Annotated in this window: 12 protein-coding genes and 1 pseudogene; 8 read left to right on the forward strand and 5 right to left on the reverse strand. The window is 55.9% G+C overall.

Annotation, left to right across the window (positions count from 1 at the left end):
* Positions 1 to 160 precede the first annotated feature (160 nt).
* On the forward strand, positions 161 to 523 hold the full coding sequence (locus RBB80_RS04275; protein ID WP_433967064.1) for a hypothetical protein: 363 nt from the start codon (positions 161 to 163) through the stop codon (positions 521 to 523).
* A 474-nt stretch (positions 524 to 997) separates the two neighbouring features.
* Here RBB80_RS04275 and RBB80_RS04280 read toward each other — a convergent pair whose 3' ends face one another.
* On the reverse strand, positions 998 to 1,765 hold the full coding sequence (locus RBB80_RS04280; protein ID WP_433967065.1) for a ScyD/ScyE family protein: 768 nt from the start codon (positions 1,763 to 1,765) through the stop codon (positions 998 to 1,000).
* 708 nt (positions 1,766 to 2,473) lie between these two features.
* Complete coding sequence (locus tag RBB80_RS04285; RefSeq protein ID WP_433967066.1) at positions 2,474 to 2,734, reverse strand: hypothetical protein; 261 nt, start codon at positions 2,732 to 2,734, stop codon at positions 2,474 to 2,476.
* A 30-nt stretch (positions 2,735 to 2,764) separates the two neighbouring features.
* Here RBB80_RS04285 and RBB80_RS04290 point away from each other — a divergent pair, with 30 nt between their 5' ends.
* A complete protein-coding gene (locus RBB80_RS04290; protein ID WP_433967067.1) occupies positions 2,765 to 4,198 on the forward strand; it encodes a tetratricopeptide repeat protein in 1,434 nt (477 codons plus the stop codon).
* A 430-nt stretch (positions 4,199 to 4,628) separates the two neighbouring features.
* Here RBB80_RS04290 and RBB80_RS04295 read toward each other — a convergent pair whose 3' ends face one another.
* On the reverse strand, positions 4,629 to 5,102 hold the full coding sequence (locus RBB80_RS04295; protein WP_433967068.1) for a hypothetical protein: 474 nt from the start codon (positions 5,100 to 5,102) through the stop codon (positions 4,629 to 4,631).
* A 611-nt stretch (positions 5,103 to 5,713) separates the two neighbouring features.
* Between RBB80_RS04295 and RBB80_RS04300 the strand changes: the two genes are divergently transcribed.
* Entirely contained in the window at positions 5,714 to 7,975 is a 2,262-nt protein-coding gene (locus tag RBB80_RS04300; RefSeq protein WP_433967069.1) for a winged helix-turn-helix domain-containing protein, read from the forward strand.
* Positions 7,976 to 8,409: 434 nt separating this feature from the next.
* Here the strand turns inward: RBB80_RS04300 and RBB80_RS04305 are convergent, their stop codons facing one another.
* Positions 8,410 to 8,685: a hypothetical protein gene (locus tag RBB80_RS04305; protein WP_433967070.1), complete on the reverse strand. Its 276-nt coding sequence runs from the start codon at positions 8,683 to 8,685 to the stop codon at positions 8,410 to 8,412.
* Positions 8,686 to 8,982: 297 nt separating this feature from the next.
* Between RBB80_RS04305 and lepB (RBB80_RS04310) the strand changes: the two genes are divergently transcribed.
* From lepB (RBB80_RS04310) to RBB80_RS04330, 5 genes and pseudogenes are all read left to right on the forward strand, one after another.
* A complete protein-coding gene (gene lepB / locus RBB80_RS04310) occupies positions 8,983 to 9,624 on the forward strand; it encodes a signal peptidase I (protein ID WP_433967071.1) in 642 nt (213 codons plus the stop codon).
* Positions 9,513 to 9,779: a signal peptidase I gene (gene lepB / locus RBB80_RS04315; RefSeq protein ID WP_433969482.1), complete on the forward strand. Its 267-nt coding sequence runs from the start codon at positions 9,513 to 9,515 to the stop codon at positions 9,777 to 9,779. The genes lepB (RBB80_RS04310) and lepB (RBB80_RS04315) overlap by 112 nt, the downstream gene beginning before the upstream one ends.
* Before the next feature lie 265 nt (positions 9,780 to 10,044).
* Positions 10,045 to 10,242 (forward strand): annotated as a pseudogene (locus RBB80_RS04320) (IS30 family transposase); the annotation flags it as partial.
* 215 nt (positions 10,243 to 10,457) lie between these two features.
* The gene (locus RBB80_RS04325; RefSeq protein ID WP_433969484.1) at positions 10,458 to 11,156 is read left to right on the forward strand and encodes an IS30 family transposase; all 699 of its coding nucleotides are present in this window, start codon (positions 10,458 to 10,460) and stop codon (positions 11,154 to 11,156) included.
* Positions 11,157 to 11,554: 398 nt separating this feature from the next.
* A complete protein-coding gene (locus RBB80_RS04330; RefSeq protein ID WP_433967072.1) occupies positions 11,555 to 12,202 on the forward strand; it encodes a hypothetical protein in 648 nt (215 codons plus the stop codon).
* 601 nt (positions 12,203 to 12,803) lie between these two features.
* Here RBB80_RS04330 and RBB80_RS04335 read toward each other — a convergent pair.
* On the reverse strand, positions 12,804 to 13,298 hold the full coding sequence (locus RBB80_RS04335; RefSeq protein WP_433967073.1) for a thioredoxin family protein: 495 nt from the start codon (positions 13,296 to 13,298) through the stop codon (positions 12,804 to 12,806).
* Positions 13,299 to 13,496 lie beyond the last annotated feature (198 nt).

Below are 13,496 nucleotides of genomic sequence, written 5' to 3' on the forward strand. Positions count from 1 at the left end.
TAAGAGAGTTCTTCGTATCATGTAGCGCCCACGAAGCGTAGTATTACCGCTCTCTACCTCATTGCTGTGAGGAGTTGCAGTCAGCTCTCGGCGTCGATCCCAGTCCCTTGTTCCCCGGGCCCCTAATGCGCTGCAGACTCTAAACATATCGAGGTGCCCCATGCACGAAGTTTCACTCCTTCGCCTTTACACTTTGCGGCTTTGCTATCTGATCCTCGCGGTAGGCCTTGGTCTCGTCATCTGGCCGACCGTCATTCACCACAGCCCGGAGCAAGCCGTTGCCCACGGCATTCAACTCTCCTTATTCGCGGGTCTCGGCCTGACTGCGGTTCTCGGACTTCGCTATCCGGTGCAGATGATCCCGTTGCTGCTGTTCGAGCTCATCTGGAAAGCGATCTACCTTCTTGCATTCGCTCTGCCGCTGTGGCTCGATCACCAGGTGACCCCTTCCGCGGCCAGTGACATCCAGGCAGTTCTCGTAGTTGTCATTTTAATTCCCTCATCCCCTGGGGTCATGTCGTAAGGCAATATATTCTGCGCGCGGATGATCGCTGGAACCGTGGCTTAATCGCTCCAGAAGAGATAAAGCCCGCAACAGCCACGCTCTAGGGGCTCCGCAAATATCTGAATGCGCCGTTGCCGTAAGCGTTGTTCGTCTTGTAGTGCACGAAAAAGGGGATTTGAGCGAGTTCAGCCGTCGAACCCGCTGGCCCGGCGAACTTGGTCAAAAGGCGACTTTTCGGGAGTTGTCCGAGAAGCCGGTTTCTCGGCAACTTGCCGTGGGCTGCGACGTTGATACACATCGCTAGCCCCGAACCGGCCCGATATTAAATCGGGGCGCGCCGGATGACCCATGCATCAGGCGAGGCTCTGGCCACACCGGCAGATACATCCGGAGTCATACTGCATCTCTGCGCGCACCTTTCGTCTTCAGGCGAGCCCCTTGAACGAGATCCGTATTCTGAGGCTAAAGCCCCGGCTCGATTAGAACTATTTGTCAGGGAATCGTAATGCGGACGATTTCACCGGCTCCCGGAGACGCTGCTCCGAAGTTCGATACGTAGAGGTGACCATCCGGGCCGAAGGTCATTCCTGTCGGAACGGAGAGCCCGGTGGCTACATCTTCGATCTCGCCGTCCCCTTTCAAGCGAACGACTTTGCCAATGCCGAGAGCGGGAAAGCCGGCCCCCGGGGAGAGTTCGAGCGCATAGAGCAAGCCGTCGGGCCCGAAGTTAACCGCGACAATAGTGGTGAAGCCCGCCCGCGAACCCGCTACTCTCAGCCTTTGCAGCCCGGGGCTGGGATCGAGCCCGGGCGCCGGGTCCGGATACCTGTTGAGCGAGAGGGTCAATATCTTGGAGGAACTGGGGGTGATTGGAAAAAGGCCGAGGTTGCCGACGAAGAAGTCGCCATTCCTCTCGGCGATTGAGGTAGGAACGATATGAGCCTCGGCCTCCGAAATATCGATCTCCTCTCGAACTTCGCCCTGAGCAGTGATGGAGAAGAGCTGGCCATGGTTCGACTCGACCGTATAGAGGCGATCCCGATAAGCAATGAGGCTGTAAGGGACACCATCTGGCTCAAAGTCTGCTTCGTTGGTGTATTTTGCAGGATTAGTTTTCACGAATGCACTAAGGTCAGCGACGATCTTCCATTTGCCGGTTGCGGTATCGACCTCAATGATGGCGTTGGGAATTGTTGGATTCCCGTGCGAGCATCCCCCGCCTTCGAGTGCGGCATACAACTTGCCGTCAAGAAAGGCCACGTCTGCGACGCCGACGAAGTCGGGGGCATATTGCTGATGGTGGAAGGAAGGCCGTAGGCTACGATCACGCGTTTCCCGGCGCTGGAGATCTTAGAAATCGTGGCAGTCAGACCACCGGTATAGGGCCCAACGGGTGGGATGACCTGGGTGCATTGACCGTTGGTGGAGGTTGAGCCGCCGGTTCCGGCTTCGGCGACGTAGAGTAGTCCGTCAGGGCCGAACTTGAGGCCGCGCGGCCCGTTAAATCCGGACGCGTAGACCTGGACGTTGGAGGAAAGCTGCGCGTGGGACGTCACCGGTACTATACTGGCGATGCCTGCGGCGCAGGCGACAACTACGACGATTGCAGAACGCTTTTGCATATCAGAATCCTCTTTTCGTGGAAGCCATATCTCGGCGATCCGGAACGATATTGAGGTTCTGAGAGCGGCTCAGGAAGTTACGTAACGTGAGTCACACGTTACATCACGTTGTTTGAACGACTTGCGGCTACCTTTCATGCGTACAGAGCTAACGCAAATCGATCCAATCCTGGTTACCGAACAGGTCGAACGCATTCTCAAGTCAAAGGTCTTTGCGGTTGCAACCCGTAGTCAGGCTTTTCTTCGGTATGTTGTCGAGAAGTCGTTGGCGAACTCGCCGCCCAAAGAGTACGCCATTGCAGTCGATGTCTTTGAGCGAGGGACCGAGTATGACCCGGCGGTTGACTCAACGGTCAGGGTAGAAGCGGGCCGTTTGCGCAGTCGTCTTCGCGAATACTATGCCAGCGAGGGTGGAGACGATCTGCTCTGCATCGAGGTCCCCAAGGGCAGCTATGGAGCCGTCGTTACGGTGCGCGATATAGAGAGAGGGCCCAGCCAACAGCTCCAGCCGGTCGCAATAGTTCCCCAACCGACGAAGATCGCAGCCGGAACGGAAGCTGAGGCAAAGGCCGCGGATGCCCCGACCGAGGAAGCCAGAAGTAGACACCTCGGAGTGCGCGCGGGGCTTCTGGCGTGCTTGCTGGCGCTGGTAGTTGTTGCTGCCGCCTGGTTTCTCCAAAAGCGCGTCAGAGCGGTCAAACCGATCCGGTCCATCGCCGTCCTTCCGCTGCAAAACCTGTCGGGTGATCCGAACCAGGAGTATTTCGCCGACGGGATGACCGACGAACTGATCACAGAGCTGGCGCGGATCCCGAACTTGCGTGTGGTCTCCCGTACCTCAGTGATGCGAGACAAGGGAAGCGGAAAATCGTTGCGGCAGATTGCTCAAGAGCTTGGTGTCGACGCGATTATTGAAGGCTCGGTGGTCCGCGCGGACGATCGCGTTCGGATCACGACGCAACTCATCGACGCGCGGGATGATAAACACCTGTGGGCGCAAAGCTTCGAGGGCCAGCTGAGCGACGTTCTGTCACTACAGGATGATGCCGCGCGCGAGATCGCATATCAGACGAAGACTGCCCTGGCTCCGTCGGTCCAGAGTCAGCTAGCAAGCCCGAAGCACATCAATCCCGAAGCCCATGACGCTTATCTACGCGGGCGGTTTTTCGTCGAAAGGCGGGACGGTAAGACGGCGGCATCTTATTTTCGCAAGGCCATTTCGCTCAATCCGGAATATGCCGCAGCGCATGCAGGACTGGCGGAAGCACTTATCACGATGCACGAAGCAGGCGGAGCTCCAGTGAACGAGGTGATGCCGGATGCGATCGCCGCCGCGAAACGAGCAATCGAGTTGGATCCGAACGATGGGGAAGGCTACACGGCATTAGGGACGATCGACACAGTCTTCCTGTGGGACTGGGACGCGGCAGAACGGAACCTTCGCCGCGGGATCGAGCTCAGCTCAAACAGCGCTCTTGCCGAGATCCGCTATGCAATTTATTTGACTGTGCGAGCTCGCACTGAGGAGGCCATTGCCCACATGCGAAAGGCGGTAGAGTTAGATCCGCTGTCATTTTTCGCGAATCGGTACCTGGGGAGCACGCTCTATTACGGCCGGCACTACGACGAAGCGCTGGCAGCGCTAGTGCACGCCAGTGAAATTGCGCCGGACGGAACGGCTGCGGTTCAAGGTTGGGTATCCAACATCTATGAAGTTGAGGGCAAGTACGATCAGTCGGTCGCTGCCGAACTCAAGGTGATCGAGGCTTTTGCTTCTCCACAGCAGGTCGAGCTTTTGCGATCGGCGTACGAGAAGAGCGGGTGGCAGGGCTATCGCGAGGCCCATCTCCAGTATTCACTCTCACAGACCGGCCACCAGTGCTATTCGTATGACATTGCAGAAGACTATCGGGTACTTGGCAGGGTAGATGAGGCGTTCGATTGGTTCGACCGCGCATTCGACGAGCGCTGCATCTTCATGATGGCCTTGAACGCAGATCCGAGACACGACGGAATCCGCAGCGATCCCCGCTTTCACGAGCTTTTGCGGCGGATGAATCTAGTGCAGTAGGCCCTGGCACGGATTCTGTCCATGGAACGCCAGCCTCATCGCCCGGCGCGATGGGCAACAGCTTCTTCATATTCAATCCAAGCTGACGGGTTCGATTGTCTTTGCGCAAAATCTCAAAACAACAGTTTCTAAGCAGGTGCTGCACATCCCACCCGGACGAATCGTCGGCATCTCGGACAAGTGACGTCCCGTAGTTCCTTGAAAACGAGGTTGTCGGCAACTACGATTTGAACTTGCCGCAAACACTGACATTTCGGGAGCTTCGGATCTTTTGAATTTCCCGTCATTCGGGAGCAACGCGGAATTGTTTAGTTTGCGCGGAGCTCGATGAGCGCATTGGCGATTTACCACTCATCGAGAAGGACACTCAGGGTTTCGCGAGCATGCTCTGGAAACCCTAAGCTTCCCACATCGGTCAGGTCTTCTAGTGTTACCAGCGACCTTCCAGGAATTGCTTCCTGTAAATATAGGTCTCAATCTCCCCTGGGTCTGTAGCGATGGTCCGAAGCTCTAACCCGTCGTCGTCAATCACAAGGTCATCGTGTGCTGTAACACCCAAGGGAGACACGTTGCGTGTCATGGAGCCTGTACAGTCCGGATTCACCGTATACGTGCCTTCAATGGTTACATTTACGATGTTTCCGTTTGCGTTTATTGTCGCGGTTGCGGTTGTATGCCCATTCCCGTCGAAGGTTTGCCTACCGATCTCACCAAAAGGACCGGCGAGTGCGGCCGGGACAGCGGTAGGGAGAAGAGTGCCTGTGGCGGTGTATCCAAAGCTGCCGCGCAGGGTAGCGTTTGAGCAAACTTTATTCTCACCAGCCTGAGCCCTGGGCGCGATGCCCAGAACGAACACGATGGCGAAAGCAATGAAGAGTCTCGTCGGTGCAATGCTGCGTTTCATAACCGCCTCCTTGAGGCATCCAGTGGGCTCTCATTGGAAGGGCAACCAATCCGAACGTCTTCCAACTCGAGGCAATGCAAAAGCGATGCGACGCAAATCTGGGCTGGTCCATCGACCGTCTGCCAAAAGTGAAGCCTCCCTGTCTTAATCCATTCCCGGATCTGTTCCGCCGTAAACGGGTCGGCCAGGCTGTCGCTGTTGAGCGTGATGACCTCAACTTCGGTACGGCACTCTGGACATAAGGCCAAAGCTACCTTTGCCCGTCGAATGATCATGAGGGTCTCAGTCTCGACAGTGATTCTTGTTGTCTTCACGGCAACGGCACTCCCATGCGTCGATCGTTTTTGAGTTACGACTGGCCGCATCCTGCGCGCAATCCGGATTACAAGTCTTTAGAGAGCGCTGTAATACTTCTTACAAAATCTTTCATCCTTTGTTCTGAGTGAAAGCGAAGGGTTTACGAGACGCTCCAGCCAGCGCGTGGCCCATTCAGTTCTCACCCATGAGTGGTAGAATCGCTGCCAAATCGAAGATGCACTCGGTACATATAGGTTGAGAACGCCGCCGATGCCTACATCCAGCCCGAAACGGCGTTCAAGATCGGTCGAGGCATGGCAACCGGACTCAAAGTACTCTACGAATTCGGCCCCTTTCAGGTCGACCCCGATAGACAGGTCCTACTGCGCGAAAATCAACCCGTCGCGATCACCCCTAAGGCCTTCGAAACGCTGCTCATCCTTGTTCGCCACAGCCGGGAGGTCGTCTCCAAGGACGAACTGATGAAGGCGGTATGGCCGGATTCCTTCGTCGAGGAAGCGAACCTGAGCCAGAACATCTTCAGGATTCGCAAGGCGCTGGGTGTCGCCCCCGGAGACGAGCGATACATCGTGACGCTTCCTGGACGCGGGTATCGTTTCGCTGCGCAAGTGCGCGAAGTTGTGCTGGACGGCGAGGACCTGATCATAGACACCCGCTCCCTCACGCAGATCGTGGTTGAGCAGACGGACTTAGTGCCAAATGGCACCCCAGACAAATTTCCGGACGCGTCGCTGGATACACTCCTATCCGGTCCGCCGCGCAAATCAATCTGGAAGTATCCGTTGCTAATTGCCGCAGTCGTCTTGGTTACCACCGTCGCCGCCGGGGCCTACTTTTTCTACTCCGGAAGCAGCAGAGCCCATCAGGCTGGGCTAAAGTTCACGCAGCTCACCGATTTCACGGATTCCGCGACGGCTCCCGCCTTGTCGAGGGACGGTCGCATGCTTGCGTTCATTCGCGGCAGCAGCGGTTTCCTTACGGCCGATCAAATCTACGTGAAAGTGCTCCCCAACGGCGAAGCCAAGCGCCTGACTGACGACCCGCGGCCGAAATACAATTTGGCCTTCTCCCCGGATGGGTCCCAGATCGCCTACACCGTGCTGGAAGTTCCCACTTTTGCAACCTACACTGTCTCGGTACTGGGAGGCGACTCCCATCTTTTCCTGCGCAACGCGGCTGGGCTTACCTGGCTGGACGAACGCCAATTGCTCTTCTCCGAAATCCGCTCGGGTCTGCATATGGGGATCGTTACCGGAACGATTACGCGCGGGAACTTCCGCGAACTATATTTTCCGTTACCGGAACGGGCGATGGCGCATTATTCCTTCGCTTCTCCCGATCGCAGATCGGCTTTGGTGGCCGAGATGGACGAAACAGGGGCGTGGGTCTCTTGTCGGCTCATCTCTCTCGACGGCCGCTCTGAGACTCGGTCCATAGGGCCGACGGGCGCGTGCAAATCCGCAGGCTGGTCTTCCGATGGTTCATGGATGTATTTCACGGCAGCGGTCGAAGGGCAGAGTCATCTGTGGCGCCAGCGTTTTCCGAACGGGCAGCCGGAGCAAGTCACTTTTGGCCCCACCGAGGAGGAAGGAGTGGCTGTGGAGCAGGATGGCCGGTCTGTCATCACCTCAATGGGAGTTCATGAAAGCGCCATCTGGATTCATGACACCGATGGAGATCGATCTTTGTCTTCGGAAGGAGAAATAGTCGAGGACATTAGCACCTTGCCGACGCCTACCGGTGGCCTTTCACCTCCCTCCTTTAGCGCGGACGGCAAGACCCTTTACTACCTTCTGCGGCGGCATCAACCGACGGGCTCGGGCCCGGAGCTTTGGCGCCTGATAGTTGAGTCTGGCAAAAGTGAAGCGGTGTTCCCCGACGTTTCTATGCTTGCCTACGATGTATCGCCGGATGGTAAACAAGCAGTCTATGCCACCGCGGCGTCCGCCGGAAAATCCCAATTGTGGCTAGCTCCTATCGACAGAAGCTCCCCGGCCAAACGAATCGGTCATTCGGGCGACACGTCGCCGCATTTTGGCCCGCGGGGGCAAATCTTGTTTCAATTCACGGAGGGGAACGTCAACTACATGGGGCAGATGAACCAGGACGGTTCTGGGCGTTCGAGAGCCGTCCCATACCCGATTAGTGTTGTCCAAGGCATCTCGCCCGGCCGGCGATGGGTTATGGCAGTTGCTCCCCTTCCAGATGGCACAAGCGTAAGACCCATGGCGATTCCAATCGACGGTGGACCTCCGCGGATCATGTGCGATGGCCCTTGCACTCCAACATGGTCGTCGAACGGAAAGTTCCTTTTCATCTCCGTCGAAGCGCCGTCGCGCACGAGCACCGGACGAAGTCTGGCGATCCCGGTTGGCCCGGGAGAAAGCTTGCCGAGATTTCCGCCGAGAGGAATCAGGCCGTTCGCAGACCCGAGCGTCGTGCCAGGCTCGCGATCAGTCAACCGCGCCGGGCTTGTGCCTGGCTCGGACCTCTCGCATTTCGCATACGTGAATACCACGGTGCACCGAAATTTGTATCGAATCTCGTTCCCCTGAGGGTCCTGTTTCCTTCACGACGGCCTCACGCTAACGCGCCCAGGCCGCCGGAGAGTTCCAGGAAAACTCTGGACAAGGCCGGATCGTGATCCGAGATCCCAAACGAAGCCAGGTGCATTTGTACAGACAGAATCTCGATAAGCGATAACTGGCCAATGCGCTCATCGACGACACAAAGGGTCGTGTTTGGGTGGAGTGTCCGCGATCTAGAAGGCAGCAGACCATCCTATTCCTTATCTGGCTCGGGCTAGAACAATCGCTCAATCGTGGTGCACGAAAGACGGGGTTATCGGCAACAACAGATCGAATTTGCCGAAAACCAGACTTTCGAGGCACTTCGTCTCTTATGAACAGTCGCCTACCTTGACTATCCTAGGCGATAGGGTTTGCTGCTCAGACGGAAAAGTGATCCTACAGAGAGCCGCGAGGTCGGGCTACTCCGGCGAATCGGTGTGAAGAATGCCGAGCTTCTGTGCCTCATTCTGGCTAATTTCTAGGGACGACGCATGGCCGTTATGGACTTCGTCCAAAGCCTCTCTCGACCGATCAATTTTTACGCCGGCAGCCTCGAGAGCGGTTGCCACTGCTCCTTCGCTGGCGAAGCTACGTGTCAGTCCGCTAAAGCCCTCCAAGTTGGCTTGAACGGGGCATGAAGCGATCCATGGACCGTCTGGAGATTCGTGACGCAAATGGAGAGAGAATGTATGCATAAATCCTCCTGATGCTGTCATTATGATGCGTCGGAACCGAGAGGAGAATACGCAACGATCAGTATTCTCAATTGGTGTAGGCGTGGCTGCGATGCGACCCTTTGGCTACCAATGCTTAGTCTTTTGGTAAACCCAAAGCTGTGTCGATCAAGGAGAGCCGTCCGCCGACTGTATCGAAACTCTGCACGCGCCTCGGCGTTTCGCTCACTACCCCATAGGCACGTCCCTAAGCTGCGAAACGCAGTTTCTCGGCGCTATCGTGAGTGGACAACCAGTTCACGGCTACAATAAAGCGTCATGGTGATACAGAAGAAACAACCCAGCGCCCGACAGGGCAATAAGCGCCAGCCTCCCGAAGAGACTCATCTTGAAGGGCTGGCTTCCATCACAAGCATGCTCATCATCTGGTCCTTTGTCATGGGCTTCGTACTTCAAAACTTCGTCATTCCGTCCTCTTCCATGGCCAGCACCCTACTCGTTGGCGATCACGTAATCGTAGAGCGCGCAACCCTGGCGCCCGCTACCTCTTGGACGAACCTCATCCCGTACCGCGAACTGCGGCGTGACGAACCCGTCGTTTTCTTCCGCCCGGCACCTAATCCCAAGGGGCAGCACGATATTCTGGTTAAGCGCGTCATTGGTATCCCTGGCGATCGCATCCACCTCCGGGGCGGCATCGTTTACCGCAACGGCGTCTCCTGGACGAGCCGTACGCATCCAAGCCCACCCCGGCCAATTACGATCCCTACAACGACGAATTCCCCGCTATCTCACCAGCAAAAGGACGCGGAGTCACCGCCGAGTGGTCGCTTGACCTCCTCGACCACATCCAGGGTGAAGACCTCGTTGTTCCATCCGGCATGTACTTCGTCATGGGCGACAACCGTAGCAATAGCTACGATGGCCGCTACTGGGGTCTGGTCCCCCGAGCCAACCTGATCGGCCGTCCACTTTTCGTCTACTGGTCTTTCGAAACACCCGAGGACGATTTGTACAACACTTCCCCGTCAGAAAGAGCCAGTTCCACACTCCACACCGCGCTCCACTTCTTTGACGAGACCCGCTGGAGCCGGACCTTCCACCGGGTGAACTAGACTGCCTTTCACTCGGGGATGCGATCGTTGTAACAGTCCGGGACGCGGCCACAAGATCGGTCTGATCAAGGCGCTCGAATGACCAACGCCTAATCCCAGTGCACGAAAAACGGGGTTATGAGAAACTTTGAAACCGAACTTGCCGAAAATGCGGGTGGTCTCAACCGGTCAATGCAACACCATCTGATATGAATTCTTTTTTCTAAAGGTGGTGTTTATGGCACAAGGGAAACGAAACAGACTTTCCACTGAACAGCGGATCGAGATGTGGCGGCGCTGGAAGGCTGGCGAGTCATTGCATGAGATTGGGCGTGCCTTGGGCAAGGGGCATGGTTCTATTCGGTTCCTGTTGACGCAGCGCGGCGGGATCGTTCCTGCTGCTCGTCGGCGTTCACCGCGGACGCTGAAGCTGGCCGAGCGGGAAGACATCTCACGTGGAATCGCATCCGGTTCGTCGATTCGGGAGATAGCCAGCGGGCTGCAACGGCCTGTGTCGACGGTGAGCCGGGAGGTGGCGCGTCACGGCGGGCGGCCACTCTATCGAGCCAGTGAAGCTGATCGTCAGGCCTGGGAGTCAGCTCTGCGACCTAAGGCGTGTCTTCTGGCTAACCATGAGGAGCTGCGGACGATCGTGGCCAGTAAACTGATCCTGGACTGGTCGCCGGAACAGATCTCGAAGTGGTTGAAGGTAAGCTATCCCAAGAACGAGAGCATGCGCGTGTCTCACGAAACCATCTACCGCAGCTTATTCATCCAGGCCCGTGGAGTGCTGAAAAAGAGCTGGTTCAGCACCTCAGGTCCAAACGGCTTATACGTCGCTCACGGCACTCGCGGGCTGGCGGAAAATCCCAAGGTCAGATCGTCGATGCCATCTCCATCCGGGAAAGACCTGCGGAGGTTGAGGATCGCGCTGTTCCCGGTCACTGGGAGGGCGATCTGCTCGCAGGCAGCAAAAACACTCACATCGCAACCCTGGTAGAACGACACTCGCGTTTCGTCATGCTCATCAAAGTGCCCAGTAAAGATACAGAGACAGTCGTCGCCGCGCTGAGCAAGCACGTCCTTAAACTCCCTGCGACTCTGCGGCGCTCGCTGACCTGCGACCGGGGCCACGAGATGGCAAAACACAAGAGCTTCACAATAGAAACGAATGTGAAAGTCTACTTCTGCGATCCACAGAGTCCCTGGCAACGCGGCTCCAATGAAAATACCAACGGACTACTAAGACAGTACTTCCCAAAGAGGACCGACTTGTCCGTCTACTCTCAAGCCCATCTCAACAAGATCGCGCTGCGTCTGAATCAACGACCCCGAGAGACCTTGGGTTTTCACACTCCGGCAAGTAAACTTCAAGATAGTGTTGCATCGACCAGTTGAGCCGGCACGACTTTTCAGGCACTACCGCATGGGTCAGTCATACCGGCAGTCATCTATTGACTCTTGAACCCATCGGCTATCATGTTGGCCATGTCAACCCGGGTCCCGTCTCTAGTCCTATTACTCACCGCGGCTGCGATCCACGCACAACAACCCGCTACATCTCCCGCCGCGCCCGCTGCGACCTCGCGTTACTTTAGAGAGCTAAAGATCGACTCCGGTCTGCATTTGATTCTAACGGGAGGCATCAACCTCCCTAATTTCCAAGAACCCAATGTCGGCTCTTACTACGCCCCTTCCACGGAGCGTGGACAACATCGGTGGATCATTTTGAGAGGAAGCCTGGAGCCGTTGCACGCGAGCGATCTTTATATCTGGAGACAGGTCAAGACCAGGTTTTGGATCGAACGGTAAAAACTGACGCAATTCTCAGCGGCCCCTTCGGCACCGTCGATGCGGTAAAGGAGTGCTTCTACACCAGGCCAATCGAAAACGGTTTTGGCTCGGTCTCTGTGGAGTTCAACGGCAACGATAAAGAGCACGAACTGCCGTCCGAAGTCCCAAGTCCGACGGAAGGTCTACCTCCGTTGACCTCGCTCAGCCTGGTTCGCATCTTCCGCACCAGCCCGGAGTACGTGATCGTTTCGGCGAACTATGAGCGAGACGGCAGTCTGGGCAGTCTGAACTTTGGTTCAGCTACGGCGATATATCGGACCCCCGATCCTCAGGTCAACGAGATCGTGAGAAAAGGACTCGACCCCGAACTGACAAAATATGGCATTCCCGCCCACATCGACGTTGAAAAATATCTACTCTCGCGCCAGATGCCGCTCCCTGCTGTCGCGTTGGATCAGGAGAAGAATGTGATGAATGAGTTTTATGGGTTTGGAAAGCTCATTCGACAGGACGAACTCAAGGACGGCGTCATTGTTGCATCCCGCTGGCTGCAGCCTTCGGTAACCGAGGAAGAAAAAGAGACCCTGAATCCCTTGTGTGACGCGCGGTTTCGCCAGCAACAAGCAATCGGACTTCCTACAGTTGAATGAACGCTAGCGCATGAACTTCCTCAAGACGGGGTTTTGAGAAACTTCGATTTTGAAGTTGCCGAAAACCTGACTTGCACTAAGACTTTTCATGCAATGCTCTTAGATAACGATCCCGGGAGAGTTCTTCGTGCATCAACAACTGTTTAGTCGACAAGACATTGCATTATTTTTCGGGATATTGATGGCCGTAATGGCAGTGGGCGGAACGTGCGTCGGAAAACTCCCAGGACGCTTTGGCGATGTATCTTCGCGATCTATCAATCCAGCGCAGTATTGGTCGGCGCTTGCAATGTATTACCTCGGAGCTATCGGCTTCATTGGATATTACTTCTATAAGGTTCACAAGTTCTGAGTTGAGGGCTGCTCTCCATAGTCCGCGCCCCAAATCGAAGGGGTTTGCTCACGAAAAACGAGGTTTGCGGCAACTTCGACCGTTTCGGCGGCCGGACCCGAATTCACCGTTCGGCTCTGATTTTCCCTTGAAGTCAGAAAGGCAGGCCATACATTGTCGCGAGTCCGAGCCAATCCGTCGCCAGCAGATTTTCGATCCCCAGCATCTCTTTTCGCCCCAATCCTGCATCCACTAGCGAAAAATTAGTGGCTACTGCTTTTGCGGAGACCACTTCTCTAGGAATTCGTCCAGAACCTTGTGGTCAATGCCTTTGCCATCTGCATTTGTCAGGAAATCGCCTGTCACTTCGTCGTGCAGAATGGTTCCATCCGCAGTAAGGATGATTACGTGGGGATATCTGTTGAACTTGGGCAGCTGCTCTCGCAGACGATTCACTTTCTTGCTACTGGAGAAGATGCCGACCGCGACATGCACCACAACGAAGTTGTGTTCGAGCGTTGTGGCTAATTCGGAATCTTGATTCAGGGCGGCGTCGAGCCTAAGGCAAGGCTCGCACCAGTTTCCACCGAAATCGAGGAAAATGTTCTTATGTTCCTGCGTGGCTTTGCCCTTCGCAGCGAGAAGATCCTGTTCGGGATCGAGTTTGGAATCGAATGGCTTCTGTGCAAGCGCGGATAAGCAAGACGCGAGGCCACACAGAATTGGTAAATAAAATGCCAGCAGCTTGTGCCTCGTGGATGCCATTGCACGAGATTACTAAACAGAGCCGGTTCAGAAAAACGGAGATTCGCCAATTTCGACCGACTAGTGTGGATTGCCCCATAATGTGAAACCAGGTTCCTCGTAAAACCAGCAGCTTGCGGCGAACCGTGTCCCAATAAGCTGAAATCTCTTCTTGCGTGACCCCGATAAAGCGCAACTGCTTTTGAAGCTTTAGCGCCT

This window comes from Tunturiibacter gelidiferens (genome assembly GCF_051013345.1).
Classification (GTDB): Bacteria; Acidobacteriota; Terriglobia; order Terriglobales; family Acidobacteriaceae; genus Edaphobacter; species Edaphobacter gelidiferens_A.

Coding starts and splice junctions, on each gene's coding strand:
- RBB80_RS04275 (WP_433967064.1), top strand. CDS start 161: ATGCACGAAGTTTCACTCCTTCGCCTTTACACTTTGCGGCTTTGCTAT.
- RBB80_RS04295 (WP_433967068.1), bottom strand. CDS start 5,102: ATGAAACGCAGCATTGCACCGACGAGACTCTTCATTGCTTTCGCCATC.
- RBB80_RS04300 (WP_433967069.1), top strand. CDS start 5,714: ATGGCAACCGGACTCAAAGTACTCTACGAATTCGGCCCCTTTCAGGTC.
- RBB80_RS04305 (WP_433967070.1), bottom strand. CDS start 8,685: ATGCATACATTCTCTCTCCATTTGCGTCACGAATCTCCAGACGGTCCA.
- lepB (WP_433967071.1), top strand. CDS start 8,983: ATGGTGATACAGAAGAAACAACCCAGCGCCCGACAGGGCAATAAGCGC.
- RBB80_RS04335 (WP_433967073.1), bottom strand. CDS start 13,298: ATGGCATCCACGAGGCACAAGCTGCTGGCATTTTATTTACCAATTCTG.